Origin of the sequence: Streptomyces sp. NPDC051217 (assembly GCF_044455465.1) — a bacterium.
GTDB lineage: Bacteria > Actinomycetota > Actinomycetes > Streptomycetales > Streptomycetaceae > Streptomyces.
This window is the reverse complement of record NZ_JBITEV010000004.1, coordinates 228,148-247,269: the sequence shown is the minus strand read 5'-3', so window position 1 is coordinate 247,269 and position 19,122 is coordinate 228,148. Positions and strand designations below refer to the sequence as shown.

Below are 19,122 nucleotides of genomic sequence, written 5' to 3'. Positions count from 1 at the left end.
CAGGAGAAAGAATTGACTCTCCAGCAGGAGAACGCAGGAACGTCCTCAGACACGCTCGATCCTATTCTCGATCCCATTGTCATCCGGGACGCCACGGAAGCGGATCGCGCGACAATTCAGGGGCTGCTGCACGGCTCACTCAGAAGGAACTACGACGGTGACCACATCGCGCAGGCCGACAGAATCCTCGACGCACACCTCGGCGGCGGCAAGGACCCCGTAGGCCACTTCTCGAAGACACAGCATGTCTATGTGGCCGAGGCGGGAGGCGAGGTGGTCGGCGTGATGAATATCGCCGAGAAGCGCCAGGGAACGATGAAGATCAGCCCTCTCATCGTCAACCCCGACTTCCGGGGCTCCAACGGCGCCGGATCGGCGTTGCTGGCGAAGTCCGTCGAGGTCGCGAAAGCCCGCGGCGTCCGACAGCTCTACGGCACCGTCGCCGAGCCGAGTTCCTGGATCGAGACTTTCTACTTGAACCGCGGCTGGACCTGCGGTTCGCAGTCGAACAGCCAGTACCGTCCCGGCGTTGTCGAGCACGCGATCTACTACACCGTCGACGGAGGAGATTCCGACACAACCGGACGGGAGCTTCTGAAGTTCGAGGAATATTCGTCCTCGAAGTACGAACACCTCCAAGGATTCCTGGCCTCCCGAATGGATGCCTTCGTCGACGGCATGGATGAGGACTTCGTCCGCGCACTGGTCGCGGGGCACGAGCGGCGGCGCTCCCAGGAGGTGGAGTCCAAGTACAAGGAGATCTATCTCGGATACGAGTCCGATGTACTGAGCTCCGTCGTCGCGTTCGGTCCCAAGAAGGGTGGGGCGGTCAAGCTGATGCCCCTGAGCGCGACATCGGAGAGCGCGCTGCGGGAGACGCTCAGATTCGCGCAGTCCTGGGCCCGGGGGCGTACTCACAAGCTGTATACGCACCAGCATGTGGATCCGGCGGTGGTGACGGCCTTCCAGAGTGAGATGTGGACGCTGGAGGGTCTGCTCCCGGAGGCGTACTCCGCGGGAAAGGTGGCCGCCCAGTGGGGCTGGCTCGCTGACGAGACCACTCATCTGGGCCGCAACTCCGACCGGTTGAAGGCGTACACCGAGCGCTTCCTCACCTTCGTCCGCGATCGGGGCTGGGACCAGCTCGAGGAGGCGCGCAGCCTCGCGATGGCGGTCGGCGGCGAGGCCGGCGAGCTGCTGGCCGAGCTCCAGTGGCTCAGCGAGCCCGAGATCGTGGAACTGCTGCGCACGGACAGGGAATTCAGGACCAAGCTGTCGTTCGAGGCGGCGGACATTCTCAACTATCTGATCCGGCTGGCGAGATACTGCGATTTCGATCTCATCGAGGCGGCGGACAAGAAGCTGGCTGTCAACATCGACCGATTCCCGGTGGAGGAAGTTCACGGGGTGAAAGGGAAGAGGTACAAGGCCAACCGCTGAGTCCGGAAAGGCCGATCGGCCGGATGAGGAGTCGAAGCCGGTGAACATTCTCTTCGTATGCAGCGTCTACCATCCGATCACCGGGGGCGCTCAGGATCCTATCGACCAGCTCGGGGGCGTGCTGGTCGCACAGGGGCACCACGTGGACGTACTGACTCGGCACGTTCCCGACACCACCCCGAAGCAAGAGGTACGTAACGGAGTCCGCATCCACCGGGTCCCCAACTCGGTGCTCCCCTCCGACTTCAGAGAATTGTCGGCGGAGCTCAAAGAATTCGTCGGACGCGTGCGGAAGCCTGACGTCATCCACGTCGTCGGTCTGCGCCGGCCGCTTCCGATGATCGCGGAGCTGCTTGCCTGTCTGTGGCGCGTACCGGTCATCCAGACCGTCGGCGGCTACGACATCCCCGATGTGGTCGATCCCGACCCACGGCTTGTCTGGCTGACGGGGCGGGACTTCGTCCTCCCCGCCATGCGGCGGGCGGACCTGCTCAACGCGGCGTCCGACGATCTCGCCAGGCAGACCGAACTGCTGGTCGGGGAGAGGTCCCCGGTGTCGACGCTCTACGTGGGTATCGACCATGACCTTTTCAGCGGGGCGGTCCCGCACGCGAAGGCGGCCTCCCTGGGGCCCTATGTGCTGTCGCTGCGCCGCCTGGAGCCCGCGAAGTCCGTGGACCGGACGGTCGAGGCCGTGGGTCTGCTCCGGGACGAGATCCCGGATCTCCACCTGGTCGTGGCCGGGGACGGCAGCGAGCGGTCCGCGCTTGAGGCCCAGGTCGAGCGGCTCGGCCTCACATCACGGGTCCATTTCATCGGCGAGGTTCCGATCGAGGAGGCCGCCTCCTTGCTGAAGGGCGCGTTCGCCACCGTCGTGGCCTCGAAATCCGAGGGGGGTGGCCTGGTCAATGTCGAGGCCCAGGCCGCCGGTTGTCCGGTGATCGCCACCCGGGCCGGCGGTATCGGTGAGTACCTCGGAGGCGAGGCGGGCGCGCTGTACGTGGACGCACCGGACGGCCCGATGATCGCGCAAGCGATCCGGACACTGTGGTTCGACCCGGACGCCAGGGAGCGGCTGATCGCGGCGGCACGACCGCTGTCGGAACGTCTGTCGACGCGTGCGCTGGCATCGGAGTACACCGCGGTCTACGCGGATCTCGTCACGGCATATCGGCCACGGGAATTCTCACCCTGGGACATGATCACGGCGGCTCTGTGGGAGGAGTTCTCCCTCGCCGCGGGGAGGAGCCCCACGCTGGAGTGCCCATGGCGCGCGCCGCAGGCGATCGAGGAACTGGTGCTGTCCACAGCGGATGCGGAGTTCCGCGCGCTCGGCCGGGGGGCGAATGCCTTCTACTACCTCGCCTGGTCCAGCGGTGTGCCGGTCGAGCAGCTGCGAAAGGTGTGCGAGTTCGTGCTGCGGGCCACCGAAGAGATGCCCAAGGACACCGTTGCCGCCGGCTTGGAGCACGCCGCGGACTGGGGCCGCTTCGACATCGAAAGCTGCCTCGGATACATCCGAAACTAGGAGACGCATGTCGAAGGGTTCCACGCCACCGGCCACCCCGGTCACGTCGAAGCGGTTCTACGACGCGTATTCACGCGGCTACTCTTCTTATCTCGAACGGCATGCCGGATACTTCCGAGCCGTCGAGAGAGTGTTGGCCGAGGCCGCGGGAGACCGGGAAGGTCTCGCGTTGCTGGACGTCGGTACCGGTACCGGTGAACGTCTCCAGCGCATCGTCACGGATATCCGTCCCGCTCGGGTCGTCGCCATCGACGAGAGCCCCGAGATGGCCGCTCTCGCGCGGAAGAACTGTCCCAGCGCCGAGGTGCTGGCGATTCCTCTCGCGGCGCCCCAGCTGCCGGCCGCCCTTTCGTCGACATCTGATGAGACGAAGTCCGACGGGGCGAAGTTCGATCTGGTGACCTGTCTGTCGAACGTCTTGGGCCATGTCCCGAGGACACAACTGATGACGGGACTGAAGCAGGTCAGGACCCTGCTGAAACCTGGCGGTTCGTTTGTCTTCGATGTCAACAACCGCTACAACGCCGTCAGTTACGGCCGGCTCAGGGTCATCCGCAATCTGGCCAGGGATCGCGTACTGCCCGGCGGAGGGGATTTCACCACGGCGTACAGGAATGGCGACGAGGTGTTGCGGACCTCTGTCCATCTCTTCAGTCCGTCCGAAGTGGCCGGGCTGCTCAGGGAGTCCGGACTCACGATGACGTTCCTCGGCTTCCGGGACTATACGACAGGGAGAGAACGGGGCCGATTCGGCGGCAGTATCGTAGCGAAGGCGGTCAGCGCGTGAGCATTTCCCTCGCCCCCGGTCCGAAGGTGTTCCTTGCGGCACCTTTCGGGAATTATATGCGCGACGACGCGTTCCTGCCGGAGAAGAAGACCGAGATCCTGAGCTACCACACGCGGCTCTCCGAGCTGGGCGCGTCGGTCTTCAGCTCCCATGTCAACGAGGCCTGGGGCGCCGCGGGACTGCCGCCCGAGGACTGCATGCGGGACGATCTCCGCGCGTTGCACGCGGCCGATTCCCTCTGCGCGCTCGTCGGTGACGAGCCCTCGGCCGGAGTGGCGTTCGAGCTGGGTTACGCGGCCTCGGTCCGCCGGCCCACCGTCCTTGTCACCTCTTCCTTCACGTCCCTCTCATCCATGATCAGAGGAATGGGCACCCTGCTCGAACTGGAAGTGATCGAAGGGGAATTGGGCAGCCGGGCGGTTCTTGAGAAGGCCTGTTCCGCGGCGCTCGATCTGGGCGCGAGACATCGGATGTCGGATCGCCTCTGGGAAAGCGCCCAGCTGGAGCGCGCATTGAAGTTCCGCTCGCTGGGAGGGGGAACGTGACCGCATCGAGCCCGGCCTCGGGAGGTCTTCGGATCGGCGTTCTGGGCGTGAACTTCGGCTGGGGGCCGCACGCCGCGCTGGAGACCATCATCAGTGAGATCAGACGGACCGTGTCCGGGGAGTGCCGGGTCGTCGCCTTCGGGAGCGAGTACGGGCGCTCCCTGATGGACAACGTGGTCGACGAGTGGTGTGAGTTCGACGGGTCGGACTACGACTCGCTGACACGAGCCGCCGCCGACAATGTCTTGGATGTGGCGCTCGTCACGCTGGAGGGATTCGCCGCCCGCGCGTTCGAGGCAGCGGGTGTGAGAACTGTCTTCGTCGACCTCATGCCTTTCCTCTGGCACGGGGCCGACCTGGCCGTGCCCCCGCTGGAGGTGAGTCGATATCTCGCCCTGCGGCTCCCCGGGCTCTCCCCCGAGACCCTCGGCTGGATGCGGAACATCCACAACCTGACATGGATCGGCGCGGTCGTTCCGTCGCGGCCCCCGGACGCGGTGCGGGACAGCCATGGGTACGCGGAGGGGAATCGGCGGGCGATCATCACTCTCGGCGGAATGCTGGGTCTCACCGCGCGGGACACCATCACCTATCCGGCGCTGGTGCTTCCGGGCGCCGTCGAGGCTCTGGTCGAAGCCGGATTCACCAGCGTCCTGATCGCCGGCAACACTCCTCGCGCGGCCCTGGACGCCGTCGTCGCGCCGTATCTGGGACGCGCGGAGTTCCGTCTCGGTCCGCTGACCCGCGCCGAGTACCGCACCCGTATCGCGGAAAGCGCGCTGTGCCTCAGCCAGCCGGGATTGATGAGCCTGTTGGAAGCGAGTTCCTGCGGGACGCCGTTGATCCGGCTGCCACCGCAGAACGTGTCCGGATTCGTGCAGGCCGAGATCCACCGGATCGCGACCGGTGCGGATACCGGCGTGCGGTGGCCCACCGATGTCGTCGACGAAGAGGCGGTCACGCGGAAGGCGCGGGAGACGGAAGCGGCCGGGAACGACTACGTCTATGCGGCGATCGCGGACGGGCTCCGCCGACGGCGGGAGACCACACGCCTGTCCGTCCGGGCACAGTTGGAGAAGCTGATTCCGCGATGCCTGGCGCTTCCCCTCGACACCTGGACCGGCCTGGTGGAGAAGGTGGGGACGGACGGCGCGAAAGTGGCGGCGGAGGTCGTGCTCGACACCGCCGGCGCCGTGGCCAGGGCTTGACGGGGCATCACGATGGCCAGGACCGTCATTATCTTCGGCGCCAGGGGATTCATCGGCAGACGTGTGTCCGCGGCGCTGGCGGCGGACGGGTGGCGCTGTATCGGAGTGGACCGGTACGGGCGTACGACGGGTGGCGTCGGGGACATCAACGGTCCCTACTACTCCGGGAACGACTGGTCGCCCGTCGCGCTGCCGCGCTTCCTGCGTCGCTGTGGCCCCGCCGCGGTCGTCAATGCCGTCGGTGCCTCATGGTCGACCGATCCCGCCGTGATCCGCCGGGACAATGTCCTCTGGCCGTGCCGTCTCGGTGAAGCGTGCGAGGTGTCGGGGTCGACGGAGTCGATCCTTCATATCGGTTCGTCCCACGAATACGGTGCCACCGCCCCGGGTGTCCCGGTGAGCGAATCGAGCGCCCTGGCTCCCGTGACCGCGTACGGCAAGTCGAAGACGGCGGGAGCCTCTTACCTGATTCGCGCGGCCTGTCGCATGAACAGTCCGGCAACGGTCGTACGCGCGTTCAATGTGATCGGCCCGGGGCACAGCACGAACGGAATCTGGGCCTTGGCGGTGGGGCTCTACCGGGCGGCGGCGCAAGCGGGGGCGGACCGGGTGGTGGCGAATGTTCCCTATCCGGAAACGGCACGAGACCTGGTCGACGTCCGGGATGTGGCCCGTCTGGTGTGCCTGGCCATGGGAGGTGGCTCGGGACCGCCGGTGGCGACCTACAACGCGGCATCCGGGACCGCGACACGTATCAGTCAGCTCTTCGACGCTTTCACGGAGCAGACCGGGATTCCCTATCGATTCGTACGGAGTCCCGTCGATCTGCGCATCGGATCGACATGGCAGTGCGCGGACGTCTCACGTGCGGAGTCACGCCTCGGCTGGACGAGGGACTTCACTCTCACCGACTCCATCCGTGCCTCCCTCACCCTCGATGAGCCGGCGGCGACCGCACTCGTCTGACTCGGCCGTACCTCGGCACACCCACGGAACCCGGGAGACCCATGCATACCAATACCTCGATTCTGGCCGCGCGGCTGGCGGACCGGGGCGGCTGGACGGACACCACAGCGGTCACGGACGAAGAGACGGGTGAGACGTACCTCCACACCGAGGTCCACGCCCTGGCCGGAAATCTCGCCGATGAATTACTCGATCACGGCATCCGCGCGGGTGATCACGTCGGGCTCCTGGTGGGCGACCGGCCCGAATGGATGCCCGCTTTCCTTGCTCTCCACGCCGTCGGCGCCGTTCCCCTGGTCGTGAATCCGGATCTGGACGAGCACGTCCGGTCGAGGATGCTGGGAATTCTGCCCACGGAGTTCGTGATGTCCTTTTCCGACGGCGCACTGGGAATCGATCGATACGAAGCTCGGCAGGCGACCGGCCACGCTGTCCATCCGGAGGGATCCGCGGTCTCTCGCTACTACCTCTACAGCTCGGGTACCACCGGAGATCCCAAAGCCGTGGCACATACGAGTAAGGATCTCGCAGTCTTCTACGAAGCGGTCTGCGGTGCGAACGGCCTGGATATCGATGCGACGGACACGATCGTCTCGCTCTCGCAATACTATTTCACCTATGGATTCAATAATCAGTTCGTCTACCCGCTCTTCAGCGGTGCCTCGGTCGTACTGAACAGCCGGCGCAGGAACGAAAAGGAGTTCGCCGACTCCCTGCACCGGCACGGCGCCACCGTGGCGTTCTCCGTTCCGTCGGCACTCGCCAAGCTGGCCGACCACATCGAGAGCGCCGCCGTCGAACGCCCCGCGTCCCTCCGGGCGATCGTCTCCGCCGGCGAACCACTGCCCGACTCGGTCGCGACTCGGATAGAGGACCTCTGGCAGGTCCAGGTGCTGAATCAGATCGGCTCGACGGAGGTGGGCAACGCCTTCTGCGCGAACGGAACGAGGCGCCGGGCGGCGGGCACCGCCGGTCTCGTCTGCCCCGGTTACCAGGTGGAGCTGCGAAGCGGCTCCGACGCCCTCCCGCCGACGGTGGGACCGGCACAGAAGATCGGCGCGGTGTGGGTGTCCGGCCCGACCATTCCCGAGACCGCGGTCACCGCGAAAGGGCCGAGACAACTGCTGGTCGACGGCTGGCTGGAGACGAAGGACTACGGGTACTGGGCCGACAACGGCGGTCTCGTAGTGGTCGGCCGAACAGATGACTTCCTCCATGTCGGGGGGATCTCCATATCGGCGGTGGAGATAGAGGCAGCCATCAGAGGCTGTGCGGGCATCAAGGACTGCGCGGTGGTCGCTCCGGTGGTCAGCGGTGTTTCCACACTCACCGCGCTCGTGGAGCTGGATCCATCGATCGGGGAGACCGACGAATTCTTCGCCGGCCTCCGGTCGCACCTTCGCCGGGAGCTGGAACCATTCCGTGTTCCGAAACAGTGGACGCCGGTCTCGGAAATCCCCCGAACGGCCAGCGGCAAAATCATGAGACACAGACTGATCCCGTCTCTCGATGGCGCACCACCGGGAATGATCAAATGATCCGTATTCTCCTCATCGACAACTACGATTCCTTCACCCACAACATCTGGATGTATCTGAGCGAGATCGCGGATGTCGAATGCGTGGTCGTCAAGAATGACGACCCGATGTCGTCGATCTCCTTCGCCGACTTCGACGGCGTCGTGATCTCACCTGGTCCCGGAAGTCCTGACGTACCCGCAGATGTGGGTATATCCCGTACCGTCGTGACGTCGACGGACAAGCCGATTCTCGGCGTCTGCCTCGGGCACCAGATCATCGGCAGCGTCTTCGGGGCGAAGGTCGGGCCCGCCCCGAAGATAATGCACGGGAGGACTTCCCGGGTGCGTCACAGCGGCGACCGGCTGTTCCTCGGAATGACTGAGGTGTTCACCGCCGTACGGTACAACTCGCTGGCCGTGACGGGTATCGAGGCGCCGCTGGAGCTCATCGCCGAGGACGAGGACGGCATCGCCATGGCGATCCGCCACAGAGACAGACCGGTGTGGGGAGTTCAGTTTCATCCGGAGTCGATTCTCACCGAGGACGGAAAGGTCCTCCTGCGTAATTTCGTCGGGATCGTGGGCGACGACAAGGCCGTATCGTCCGATCACTCGGCCCTCAGCGGCACGATCGACTGTCGTTGGGTGTGCCTGTCAGGAGAGGTCGACGGCCGGACGCTGTTCGAAGAGTTCTGCGGCTCGTCGACGGAGTCCTTCTGGCTGGACAGTTCCGACACCGACCAGGGCCGGTTCTCCATCATGGGCGGGATGCCGGACGCCCTCTCGACAACGGTGAGTTACCGGGTGGCCGACCGCCGCGTCACGGTGACAGAGCCCGACGGTTCGGTTCGGTACGTGGACTCCGATGTGTTCACCTTCCTCAAAGAGCGGCAGTGCGCCGTCCGCGTGGACCGGGAGGAGTTGCTTCCCTTCGAATTCCGCCCCGGCTACGTCGGGTATTTCGGGTACGAGTTGAGGGCGGACACCGAGCGAATGACCCTTTCCCGGCATTCACACCTCCCCGATGCCAGGTTCCTGCTCACCGATCGCTATGTGGTCGTCGACCATCGAGAGCACCGGGTCTATCTGCTGTTCGCGTCGGGTCGCGGTCTGGGGAGCGGCGCCGACGCGCAGGAGTGGTTCGAGAAAGCCTCTCGGGCGGTGTCGCACGCGATGTCGGCCCTTCCTCGCGACATCGCCCCGGCGTCCCACGCGTACCCGAGGGACGTGGTGTTCCGGGACAGCAAGGAGTCGTACCTGGAGAAGATCCTCAGATGTCAGTCCTACCTCACCAGCGGTGACTCCTACGAACTCTGTCTGACCAACACCGCTTCCGTGGCCGGCTCCCTCGATGCCGTCACGACCTACGCGCGTCTTCGGGCCGCCAGCCCGGTCCCCTACGGCGCGTTCCTGCGGACACCGGGATTCTCCGTGCTGTCCGCCTCGCCCGAGAGGTTCATGACCATCACCGGCGATCGGTTCGTGCGCGTCAGTCCCATCAAGGGCACTCGCCGGCGCGGTGCGACCGAGGACGAGGACTCGGCGCTGAAGCGGGAACTCGCGACCGACGAGAAGGAGATCGCCGAGAATCTCATGATCGTCGATCTGATGCGGAACGATCTCAGTCGCGTCTCGGAGGTCGGGTCCGTCCGTCCCGTCGAGTTGTTCGGTGTGCATACCTTCGCGTCGGTACATCAGATGGTGAGCACCATCGAATCGAGACTCCGCCAGGACGTCGCGGCGGTGGACTGTATCCGGCTGTCATTTCCGCCCGGCTCGATGACCGGGGCGCCGAAGCTGCGCAGTATGGAGATTCTGGCCGGCCTGGAGGAAGAGCCCCGAGGTATCTATTCGGGCGTGCTCGGATGGGTGTCCCTCGACGGGCGGGCCGACTTGAGTGTGGTGATCAGAACTCTTGTCGTCGAAGAGAACTCCGCGTCGTTCGGAGTCGGTGGCGCGATCACATTGATGTCGGACCCGGAAGCGGAGTACGTCGAGACGCTGGTGAAGGCGACGGCCCCGAAGTCCGCCTTCGGGGGATCCCTCGATTGATGCCGTACGTCCGAGACAGCCATAGGTGAGCAATCAGGAGGCAGTGTGTCCGCCGACATCAACAAGGATCAAATTCTGGAGCTCACCCGCAAATACCATCAAACCGGTGCCGCCACGGAGTTCGTGCCGGGCGTCACCCCGATCTGGCCTTCCGGTGCCGCGCTCGACGAGGACGACCGGGTCGCGCTGGTGACCGCCGCGCTGGACATGCGCATCGCGGCAGGCGTCAGCGCGCAGAAGTTCGAGCGCGGTCTGGCGAATTTCTTCGGGCTGCGGAAGGCGCATCTGACGAACTCGGGATCGTCCGCCAACCTCCTGGCGGTGTCGGCGCTGACCTCCAGAACGCTCGGGAGGCGGCGGCTGCGCCCCGGGGACGAGGTCATCACGGTGGCCGCGGGCTTTCCGACCACGGTGAATCCGATCGTCCAGAACGGCTTGATCCCCGTATTCGTGGACGTCGAACTGGGCACGTACAACACCACGGTCGAGCGGGTGGCCGCCGCGGTCTCACCACGTACGCGGGCGATCGCGATGGCCCATACGCTGGGCAATCCCTACCAGGTCGCGGAGATGGCCGAGCTCGCGGAGCGGCACGGCCTCTTTCTGATCGAGGACAACTGCGATGCCATGGGCTCGATGTATCAGGGGCAACTCACCGGTACCTTCGGTCACTTCGCCACGGTCAGCTTCTACCCCGCCCACCACATCACCACGGGCGAGGGCGGTTGCGTACTGACCGACGACCTCAAGCTGGCACGGCTCGTGGAGCAACTGCGCGACTGGGGGCGGGATTGCTGGTGCGAGCCCGGCCAGGACAATACGTGCTTCAAGCGTTTCGACTACCAACTCGGCACGCTCCCCCACGGTTACGACCACAAATACATCTTCTCCGAAATCGGCTACAACCTGAAGACGACGGATCTACAGGCGGCGCTCGGCGTGAGCCAGCTCGGGAAGGTCTCGGAATTCGGTGAGATCCGGCGCCGGAACTGGAATCAACTGCGCCAGTCACTCGACGGATTGCCCGGACTGCTGTTGCCCGAGCCGACCCCGGGCAGCGATCCCAGCTGGTTCGGATTCGTGCTGACCGTGTTGCCGGAAGCGCCTTTCACCAGGCAGGAGTTGGTGGCATTCCTGGAAGAGCGGCGTATCGGTACCCGCCGGCTTTTCGGCGGCAATCTCACCCGTCATCCCGCCTACATCGGGCGGGACTACCGGATTTCCGGTGGGCTGGCCAACACCGACATCATTACCGAGCACACCTTCTGGGTGGGGGTCTATCCCGGCCTGCGCCCCGAGATGATCGAGTATGTGGCCGAAACCATCACGGAGTTCGTGCTGCACCGCGGCCGCGGGGCCGCGTGAAACCGCCAAACCTTGTTATCACATCCGTGATACCATTTCGCGGTGGGATATATCGATGTCAACTCTGTTTCTTACACGCTGCCGGACGGTCGGGTGTTGCTGGATGAGATCTCGTTCCGGGTGGGTGAGGGGAAGAAAGTCGCGCTGATCGGCGCCAACGGGTCCGGCAAGACCACGTTGCTGCGGACGATCGCCGGAGACCTCGCACCGCATGGTGGGGTGGTGAACCGGGGCGGAAGCCTGGGCGTCATGCGGCAGTTCATCGCTCGCGAGGGTGCCCAGGTGCGTGATCTGCTGCTGTCCGTGGTGGACCCCCGCGTCCGCCGGGTCGCGGCGACCATGGACGCGGCGGAAGCGGCCATGCGGGCGAGTGAGGACACCTCGGCGCAGATGGCGTATGCGAACGCGCTGGCCGAATGGGGTGATGTCGGCGGGTACGACGCCGAGGTGTTGTGGGACGTGTGCACCACCGAGGCGCTCGGCATGCCCTTCGAGCGGTGCCAACGGCGCGCCGTTCAGACGCTGTCGGGCGGTGAGCAGAAGCGGCTCGTCCTGGAGGCGTTGTTACGCGGCCCGGATCAGGTGCTGTTGCTCGACGAGCCGGACAACTTCCTCGACGTTCCGGGCAAGCGGTGGCTGGAGAGCCGGCTGACCGAAACACCGAAGACGGTCCTCTACATCAGTCACGACCGCGAGTTGCTGGCCCGCACGGCGCAGAGCATCATCACGGTCGAGCTGGGTGGGGCGGGAAACACCGCCTGGGTGTACCCGGGCGGTTTCGACACCTACCACCAGGCCCGGCTGGAGCGCTTCGAGCGGTTCGACGAGATGCGCAACCGATGGGACGAGGAGCGCGCCAAGCTGAAGTCCCTCGTCCAGATGTACAAGCAGAAGGCCTCCTACAACTCGGACATGGCTTCGCGATACCGCTCCGCCCAGACGCGGCTCGAACGGTTCGAGAAGGCGGGTCCGCCTCCCGCGCAGCCCCGCGAGCAGCATCTGTCGATGCGGCTGCGCGGCGGACGGACCGGTAAGCGGGCCGTGATCGGCGAAGGTCTGGAACTCACCGGGCTGATGAAGCCGTTCGATCTGGAGGTCTGGTTCGGCGAGCGGGTCGCCGTGCTCGGTTCCAACGGCTCGGGCAAGTCGCATTTTCTGCGTCTGCTCGCCGCCGGCGGCAGCGCCCCCGAGCCCGAACATCAGCCGGTGGGTGATCTTCCGGTGGAGCCCGTGTCGCACACGGGGGTGGCGCGGCTGGGCGCGAGGGTCCGTCCGGGCTGGTTCGCGCAGGTCCACGGGCGGCCCGACCTCGTCGGCCGCACGCTGGTCTCCATCCTGCACCGCGGCGACGAACACCGTGGCGGGCTGCCCCGCGAGGAGGCGTCACGGGTACTGGCCCGGTACGAACTGGCGAGTGCGGCGGAGCAGGACTTCGACTCACTGTCCGGGGGACAGCAGGCGCGTTTCCAGATTCTGCTGCTCGAACTCGGTGGTACGACACTGCTGTTGCTGGACGAGCCGACAGACAATCTTGATCTCGTCTCCGCCGAGGCGCTGCAACACGCGCTGCGCGGTTTCGAAGGGACCGTTCTCGCGGTGACGCACGACCGGTGGTTCGCCCGGGAGTTCGACCGGTTCTTCGTCTTCGGTTCCGACGGCACCGTCTACGAGGCGCCCGAGCCGGTGTGGGACGAGAAACGCGTTGTACGCCGCCGCGGCTGACCCGCGCCGCGGGAGCACGTCGGGCCGGAGCGATGAGCTCCGCCCGGTGTGCGTCCGCGGCGCGTACTACTTCGGGCTGTCGTCCTCGCCGATGTGGTGCACGCGGACCAGGTTCGTCGAGCCCGGGACGCCGGGCGGGGAGCCGGCCGTGATCACTACGATGTCGCCCTTGTCGCAGCGGCCGATCCGCAGCAGCTGCTCGTCGACCTGCTCGACCATCGCGTCCGTCGACTCCACGTGCGGTCCGAGGAACGCCTCCACACCCCAGGTGAGGTTGAGCTGCGCGCGGGTCGCCGAGTCCGGGGTGAAGGCCAGCAGCGGGATCGGCGAGCGGTAGCGGGAGAGGCGCTTGACCGTGTCGCCCGACTGTGTGAAGGCGACCAGGAACTTCGCGCCGAGGAAGTCGCCCATCTCGGCCGCCGCGCGGGCGACCGCGCCGCCCTGCGTGCGGGGCTTGTTGCGCTCGGTGAGCGGGGGGAGGCCCTTGGCCAGGACGTCCTCCTCCGCCGCCTCGACGATCCGGCTCATCGTGCGGACCGTCTCGACCGCGTACTTGCCGACGCTCGTCTCGCCGGAAAGCATCACCGCGTCGGTGCCGTCGATGATGGCGTTGGCGACGTCCGAGGCCTCCGCGCGGGTCGGCCGGGAGTTGTCGATCATCGAGTCGAGCATCTGCGTGGCGACGATGACCGGCTTCGCGTTGCGCTTCGCGAGCTTGATCGCGCGCTTCTGCACGATCGGCACCTGCTCCAGCGGCATCTCGACGCCGAGATCACCGCGCGCGACCATGATGCCGTCGAACGCGGCGACGATGTCGTCTATGTTCTCGACGGCCTGCGGCTTCTCGACCTTGGCGATGACCGGGACGCGCCGTTCCTCCTCGTCCATGATGCGGTGGACGTCGTCGATGTCGCGTCCGCTCCGTACGAAGGAGAGGGCGACGACGTCGGCGCCGATGCGCAGGGCCCAGCGGAGGTCGTCGACGTCCTTCTCGGAGAGCGCGGGAACGGACACCGCGACGCCGGGGAGGTTGAGGCCCTTGTTGTCCGAGACCATGCCGCCCTCGACGACGGTGGTACGGACGCGGGGCCCGTCGACCGCTGTGACCTCAAGGGTGACCTTGCCGTCGTCGACGAGGATGAGCTCACCGGCGGTCACGTCGTCGGCGAGTCCTTCGTAGGTCGTGCCGCAGGTGTGGCGGTCGCCTTCGAGGGGTTCGACGGTGATGGTGAATTCGTCGCCGCGTTCAAGGAGTACCGGGCCTTCACGGAAGCGCCCGAGGCGGATCTTCGGGCCTTGAAGGTCGGCGAGGATCCCCACGCTGCGGCCGGTTTCCTCGGCGGCTTTGCGTACGCGCTGGTAGCGCTCCTCGTGCTCGGCGTAGGTGCCGTGGCTGAGGTTGAAGCGGGCGACATCCATTCCGGCCTCGACCAGTGCTTTGATCTGGTCGTACGAGTCGGTGGCGGGCCCCAAGGTACAGACGATTTTTGCTCGGCGCATGAATCGAGACTAAACCTTACCGCCGGGTAGGTAATTGGTCTCACATGACTACTCAACAACCTTTGCATGAAGGGTTGTTGACAAGTGTTGAAGTGGGCGCCGGGGTGCTCTGATGAGCGTTATCGAGGATTTTCGCGTGCGCCGGTCAGAGAACCGGCGGTGTCATGGTGAAGCGCGCGTTCACCTGCGCGTAGACGGTCTGTCGCTGCGGTTCGAGGTCCAGCGCGGGGGCCGCGCCGGCGGCCTCGGGAGCGCCGCCGTAACTCACCGCGTACGCCTGAGCGCGCGGGGCGAACGGTACGGCGTTCTCCGCGCCGATGTCGGCGAGCTCGACGAGCGCGGCCAGGTTCGCGCCGAGCGCCGCGGCGTACTCCCGGGCCCGCTGGACCGCCTCGCGGACCGCCTGCCTGCGGGCCTCGCCGTGTGCGGGCGAATCGGGGCGCAGGGCCCACCAGGGGCCGTCGACGGTGGTGAGGTCGAGGTCGGCGAGGCGGGTGGTCAGTTCGCCGAGCGCGGTGAAGTCGGCGAGCTCGGCGCTGATGTTCACGCGGCCGTGGTAGGCGCGGATGCGTTCGCCGCGGCCGTGCCGGGTGAGTCCCGGGTTGATGGAGAAGGAGCCGGTCTCCAGCTTCTCGACGGCGTCGCCGTACGACTTGATCAGGGCCAGGGCCTCGTTGTTGCGGCGGGTGAGGTCTTCCAGGGCGGTGCGCCGGTCGGTGCCGCGCGCGCTGACCATGACGCCGATCCTGGCGATCTCCGGGTCGAACTCCAGGCGTGCCTCGCCCCGGACGGCGACCCTCGGGGTTTCCGGGGTGCCGTAGGGCGCGGAGGCGGGGGCGGGGGCATCGGTGGTCACGGCTGGGTTCTCCCTCGTACGACGGCGGGTTGTGGGGGTGACGGGGGCGGCGCGGCGTACGGCCTCCCCCGGTCCGTCCGGCCACTCTCCCATCCGGCTGCCGTCCGGGCACGACATTCGGTGGTCATCGGATCGAAACCCGTTGGGGGTGTTCGATTCCGCGTTCCTGCGTCAGAATCTAGCGGCCCTGTCTACGCGCGTTGTGCGCACGGTTTGACGAGTACGAGGGAGTAGCGATGCCGCTGAACCGAAGGACGTTCCTGGGCCGGTCGGCCGCCGCCGGAGCGGGTGTGGCGATCACCGGGGGCGCCGTCGTGCCCGCGGAGGCGCGGGAGTACGGCGACGGCCACGGACATGGCCACGGGCGTCCGAAGCGGTACTCGTTCACCGTGATGGGCACCACCGACCTGCACGGGAACGTCTTCAACTGGGACTACTTCACGGACAAGGAGTTCGACGACAAGGACCGCAACGACGTCGGTCTGGCGAAGATCTCCACCCTGGTGAACCGCATCCGTAAGGAGAAGGGCCGGGGCAACACTCTGCTCATCGACGCGGGCGACACCATCCAGGGCACCCAGCTCTCGTACTACTACGCCAAGATCGACCCGATCACGGCGAAGCGCGGCCCCGTGCACCCGATGGCGCAGGCGATGAACGCGATCGGTTACGACGCGGCCGCGCTCGGCAACCACGAGTTCAATTACGGCATCCCGGTGCTCCGCAAGTTCGAGGAGCAGTGCCGTTTCCCGCTGCTCGGTGCCAACGCGCTGGACGCGAAGACGCTGCGGCCGGCGTTCCCGCCGTATGTGATCAAGCGGCTGCGGACACCGCACGGGCGTGATGTGCGGGTGGCCGTGCTGGGGCTGACGAACCCGGGCATCGCGATCTGGGACAAGGCGAACGTCCAGGGCAGGATGACGTTCCCGGGGCTGGAGGAGCAGGCCGCGAAGTGGGTGCCGAAGCTGCGGTCGATGGGCGCGGACGTCGTGATCGTCTCCGCCCACTCGGGGTCGAGCGGCACGTCCTCCTACGGAGATCAGCTTCCGCACATCGAGAACGCGGCCGGTCTGGTGGCCGAGCAGGTGCCGGGCATCGACGCGATCCTGGTCGGTCACGCGCACAGTGAGATTCCGGAGTACCGGGTCACCAACAAGGAGACCGGCAAGGACGTGGTGCTGTCCGAGCCGCTGAAGTGGGGGCAGCGGCTGACGCTGTTCGACTTCGACCTGGTGTGGGAGCGGGGCCGCTGGTCGGTCGAGAAGGTGGGCGCGCAGGTCCTCAACTCCAACACGGTGGAGGAGGACCGGAAGATCACGGGGCTGCTCGCCGACGAGCACCGCAAGGTCGTGGCGTACGTCAACCAGGTCATCGGGACGTCGACGGCCGCCATGACGACGGCCGACGCACCCTGGCGGGACGAGCCGCTGATCGACCTGATCAACCATGTGCAGACGGAGACGGTGAAGGCCGGTCTCGCGGGCGGTGAGTGGGCGGCGCTGCCGCTGCTGTCGCAGGCGTCGTGCTTCTCGCGTACGGCGGGGATCCCGGCGGGCGAGGTGACCATCAAGGACGCGGCGGCGCTGTACCCGTTCGAGAACACCCTGGAGGCACGTCTGCTGACGGGCGCTCAGATCAAGGACTATCTGGAGTTCTCGGCCAAGTACTACGTGCGGACGCCCGCCGGTGCGCCGGTGGACACCTCGAAGCTGACGAACGCCGACAACATCCCGGACTACAACTACGACGTCGTGTCGGGGCTGACGTACGACATCGACATCGCCGAGCCGGCCGGTTCGCGGATCGTGAATCTCTCCTTCGAGGGGAAGCCGCTCGACCCGGCGGCGAAGTTCGTCCTGGCAGTGAACAACTACCGGGCGAGCGGCGGCGGCAACTTCCCGCATGTCGCGGGCGCCCAGCAGCTGTGGGCCGACCCGGACGAGATCCGGAACACGATCATCACGTGGGTGCAGACGGAGAAGACCGTCGACCCGGCCGCGTTCGCCTCGGTGGACTGGAAGCTCACGCGCGACGGCACCCCGGTCTTCTGACTCGTCGCGCGATGACGCGCCGGCGTGGTGCCGTCCCCTCGGCACCACGCCGGCGCACCCCCTTGTGAGCGTCGGCGCGTGGCTCCGGCGCCCGGAGTCAGCGCACTTCGGAGAGCGGCACGAGACCCCTGGGCACCGGCACCTGCCGGTGCCTTTCCTGTCCGTCGAGGCCGAAGCTGGTGAACGCGGTCCGGCGCGGCAGCGGGTAAGGCTCGGTGCCGGTCAGCGAGTTGAGGATCGTCGCGCTGCGCCAGGCGGCGAGTCCGAGGTCGGGGGTGCCGACGCCGTGCGTGTGGCGTTCGGCGTTCTGTACGTACACCGAGCCGGTCACCGTGGGGTCGAGCATCAGCCGGTACCGGTCGTCGACGCGCGGGCGCTGGGACGTGTCGAGCCGCATGTACGGGTCGAGTCCGGCCAGCAGCCGGGAGAGCGGGCGCTCGCGGTAGCCGGTGGCGAGGACCACGGCGTCGGTGGTGAGCCGGGAGCGGCCGGACTGCTGGGCGTGTTCCAGGTGCAGTTCGACTCGGGTGGCGCCGACGCGTCCAGCCGTACGGACGAGGACGCCGGGGGTCAGGACGGCGTCGGGCCAGCCGCCGCGCAGTGTACGGCGGTAGAGCTCTTCATGGATGGCCGCGATGGTGCCGGCGTCGATGCCTTTGTGGAGCTGCCACTGGCGCGGGACGAGTTCGTCGCGTACGCGTTCGGGCAGGGCGTGGAAGTAGCTGGTGTAGTCGGGGGTGAACTGCTCCAGGCCGAGCTTGGAGTACTCCATGGGCGCGAAGGCCTCGGTGCGGGCCAGCCAGTGGAGTTTCTCGGCTCCGGCGGGGCGGGCGCGCAGCAGATCGAGGAAGACCTCGGCGCCGGACTGCCCGGAGCCGACGACGGTGATGTGCTCGGCGTCGAGGATCCGCTCGCGGTGGGTGAGGTAGTCGGCCGAGTGGATCACGGGAACGGCCGGGGTCTCGGCGAGGAGCTTGAGCGGTTCGGGGACGTACGGCTCGGTGCCGATGCCGAGCGCGACGTTACGGGTGTACGCGCGGCCGAGCGCGTCGACCTCGCCGTCCTTGTCGAGTTGGGTGAAGTCGACCTCGAAGAGGGCGCGTTCGGCGTTCCAGCGGACGGCGTCGACCTGGTGGCCGAAGTGGAGACCGGGGAGCTGTTCGCTGACCCAGCGGCAGTACGCGTCGTACTCGGCGCGCTGCATGTGGAAGCGCTCGGCGAAGTAGAACGGGTACAGCCGGTCGCAGGCCCTGAGATAGCTCAGGAAGGACCAGGGGCTCGCCGGGTCGACGAGGGTCACCAGGTCCGCCAGGAAGGGCACCTGGAGGGTGGTGCCGTCCAGGAGCAGCCCGGGGTGCCAGTGGAAGGCGGGGCGCTGTTCGAAGAAGGTGGCGGCGACGCCTCCGTGGACGCCGTCGGCGAGCGCGGCGAGGGAGAGGTTGAACGGTCCGATGCCGATGCCGACCAGGTCGTGCGGCTGGTCGTGATCGTCTGCTGACAGGTCGGTCATGGTGGTCCTTCAGGGCGCGTGGGCCAGATACACCAGGGGTCCGGGGTCGGTCGGGTGGTGCCCACGGTGCACA

At 66.7% G+C, this 19,122-nt stretch carries 14 protein-coding genes; 11 read left to right on the top strand and 3 right to left on the bottom strand.

Features of this window, described 5'->3' with window-relative positions:
* Positions 1 to 12 precede the first annotated feature (12 nt).
* Genes ACIBBB_RS12410 through ACIBBB_RS12365 form a run of 10 tightly spaced genes read left to right on the top strand, consistent with a single transcriptional unit; the run spans position 13 to position 13,132 of the window.
* Positions 13 to 1,440 carry a GNAT family N-acetyltransferase gene (locus tag ACIBBB_RS12410; protein WP_398980993.1) on the top strand — a complete coding sequence of 476 codons (1,428 nt, stop codon included), beginning with the start codon at positions 13 to 15 and terminating at the stop codon, positions 1,438 to 1,440.
* A 40-nt stretch (positions 1,441 to 1,480) separates the two neighbouring features.
* Positions 1,481 to 2,968 (top strand): glycosyltransferase family 4 protein, encoded by a 1,488-nt coding sequence (locus ACIBBB_RS12405; protein ID WP_398980992.1) that lies wholly within the window; start codon positions 1,481 to 1,483, stop codon positions 2,966 to 2,968.
* A 7-nt stretch (positions 2,969 to 2,975) separates the two neighbouring features.
* On the top strand, positions 2,976 to 3,755 hold the full coding sequence (locus ACIBBB_RS12400; protein WP_398980991.1) for a class I SAM-dependent methyltransferase: 780 nt from the start codon (positions 2,976 to 2,978) through the stop codon (positions 3,753 to 3,755).
* The gene (locus ACIBBB_RS12395; protein ID WP_398980990.1) at positions 3,752 to 4,300 is read left to right on the top strand and encodes a nucleoside 2-deoxyribosyltransferase; all 549 of its coding nucleotides are present in this window, start codon (positions 3,752 to 3,754) and stop codon (positions 4,298 to 4,300) included. Before ACIBBB_RS12400 ends, ACIBBB_RS12395 begins: the two co-directional genes overlap by 4 nt.
* Entirely contained in the window at positions 4,297 to 5,508 is a 1,212-nt protein-coding gene (locus ACIBBB_RS12390; RefSeq protein WP_398980989.1) for a hypothetical protein, read from the top strand. Before ACIBBB_RS12395 ends, ACIBBB_RS12390 begins: the two co-directional genes overlap by 4 nt.
* Before the next feature lie 12 nt (positions 5,509 to 5,520).
* Positions 5,521 to 6,474 carry an NAD-dependent epimerase/dehydratase family protein gene (locus tag ACIBBB_RS12385; RefSeq protein ID WP_398980988.1) on the top strand — a complete coding sequence of 318 codons (954 nt, stop codon included), beginning with the start codon at positions 5,521 to 5,523 and terminating at the stop codon, positions 6,472 to 6,474.
* Between the two features lie 41 nt (positions 6,475 to 6,515).
* Positions 6,516 to 8,012: a class I adenylate-forming enzyme family protein gene (locus ACIBBB_RS12380; RefSeq protein WP_398980987.1), complete on the top strand. Its 1,497-nt coding sequence runs from the start codon at positions 6,516 to 6,518 to the stop codon at positions 8,010 to 8,012.
* Complete coding sequence (gene pabB, locus ACIBBB_RS12375; RefSeq protein ID WP_398980986.1) at positions 8,009 to 10,045, top strand: aminodeoxychorismate synthase component I; 2,037 nt, start codon at positions 8,009 to 8,011, stop codon at positions 10,043 to 10,045. Before ACIBBB_RS12380 ends, pabB begins: the two co-directional genes overlap by 4 nt.
* A gap of 45 nt (positions 10,046 to 10,090) precedes the next feature.
* Positions 10,091 to 11,410, top strand: coding sequence for a lipopolysaccharide biosynthesis protein RfbH (rfbH, locus tag ACIBBB_RS12370; RefSeq protein ID WP_398980985.1), 1,320 nt, complete (start codon positions 10,091 to 10,093; stop codon positions 11,408 to 11,410).
* 42 nt (positions 11,411 to 11,452) lie between these two features.
* Complete coding sequence (locus ACIBBB_RS12365) at positions 11,453 to 13,132, top strand: ATP-binding cassette domain-containing protein (protein ID WP_398980984.1); 1,680 nt, start codon at positions 11,453 to 11,455, stop codon at positions 13,130 to 13,132.
* 66 nt (positions 13,133 to 13,198) lie between these two features.
* Here ACIBBB_RS12365 and pyk read toward each other — a convergent pair whose 3' ends face one another.
* Both pyk and ACIBBB_RS12355 read right to left on the bottom strand, forming a co-directional pair.
* Positions 13,199 to 14,632 (bottom strand): pyruvate kinase, encoded by a 1,434-nt coding sequence (gene pyk / locus ACIBBB_RS12360; protein WP_398980982.1) that lies wholly within the window; start codon positions 14,630 to 14,632, stop codon positions 13,199 to 13,201.
* 145 nt (positions 14,633 to 14,777) lie between these two features.
* The gene (locus ACIBBB_RS12355) at positions 14,778 to 15,488 is read right to left on the bottom strand and encodes an SIMPL domain-containing protein (RefSeq protein WP_398980981.1); all 711 of its coding nucleotides are present in this window, start codon (positions 15,486 to 15,488) and stop codon (positions 14,778 to 14,780) included.
* Positions 15,489 to 15,724: 236 nt separating this feature from the next.
* Between ACIBBB_RS12355 and ACIBBB_RS12350 the strand changes: the two genes are divergently transcribed.
* Positions 15,725 to 17,539 (top strand): bifunctional metallophosphatase/5'-nucleotidase, encoded by a 1,815-nt coding sequence (locus ACIBBB_RS12350; protein WP_398980979.1) that lies wholly within the window; start codon positions 15,725 to 15,727, stop codon positions 17,537 to 17,539.
* A 97-nt stretch (positions 17,540 to 17,636) separates the two neighbouring features.
* On the opposite strand, the gene ACIBBB_RS12345 is transcribed toward ACIBBB_RS12350, so the two are convergent.
* Positions 17,637 to 19,049 (bottom strand): lysine N(6)-hydroxylase/L-ornithine N(5)-oxygenase family protein, encoded by a 1,413-nt coding sequence (locus ACIBBB_RS12345; protein WP_398980978.1) that lies wholly within the window; start codon positions 19,047 to 19,049, stop codon positions 17,637 to 17,639.
* Positions 19,050 to 19,122 lie beyond the last annotated feature (73 nt).

Coding starts and splice junctions, on each gene's coding strand:
- ACIBBB_RS12345 (WP_398980978.1), bottom strand. CDS start 19,049: ATGACCGACCTGTCAGCAGACGATCACGACCAGCCGCACGACCTGGTC.
- ACIBBB_RS12350 (WP_398980979.1), top strand. CDS start 15,725: ATGCCGCTGAACCGAAGGACGTTCCTGGGCCGGTCGGCCGCCGCCGGA.
- pyk (WP_398980982.1), bottom strand. CDS start 14,632: ATGCGCCGAGCAAAAATCGTCTGTACCTTGGGGCCCGCCACCGACTCG.
- ACIBBB_RS12385 (WP_398980988.1), top strand. CDS start 5,521: ATGGCCAGGACCGTCATTATCTTCGGCGCCAGGGGATTCATCGGCAGA.
- ACIBBB_RS12380 (WP_398980987.1), top strand. CDS start 6,516: ATGCATACCAATACCTCGATTCTGGCCGCGCGGCTGGCGGACCGGGGC.
- ACIBBB_RS12400 (WP_398980991.1), top strand. CDS start 2,976: ATGTCGAAGGGTTCCACGCCACCGGCCACCCCGGTCACGTCGAAGCGG.
- pabB (WP_398980986.1), top strand. CDS start 8,009: ATGATCCGTATTCTCCTCATCGACAACTACGATTCCTTCACCCACAAC.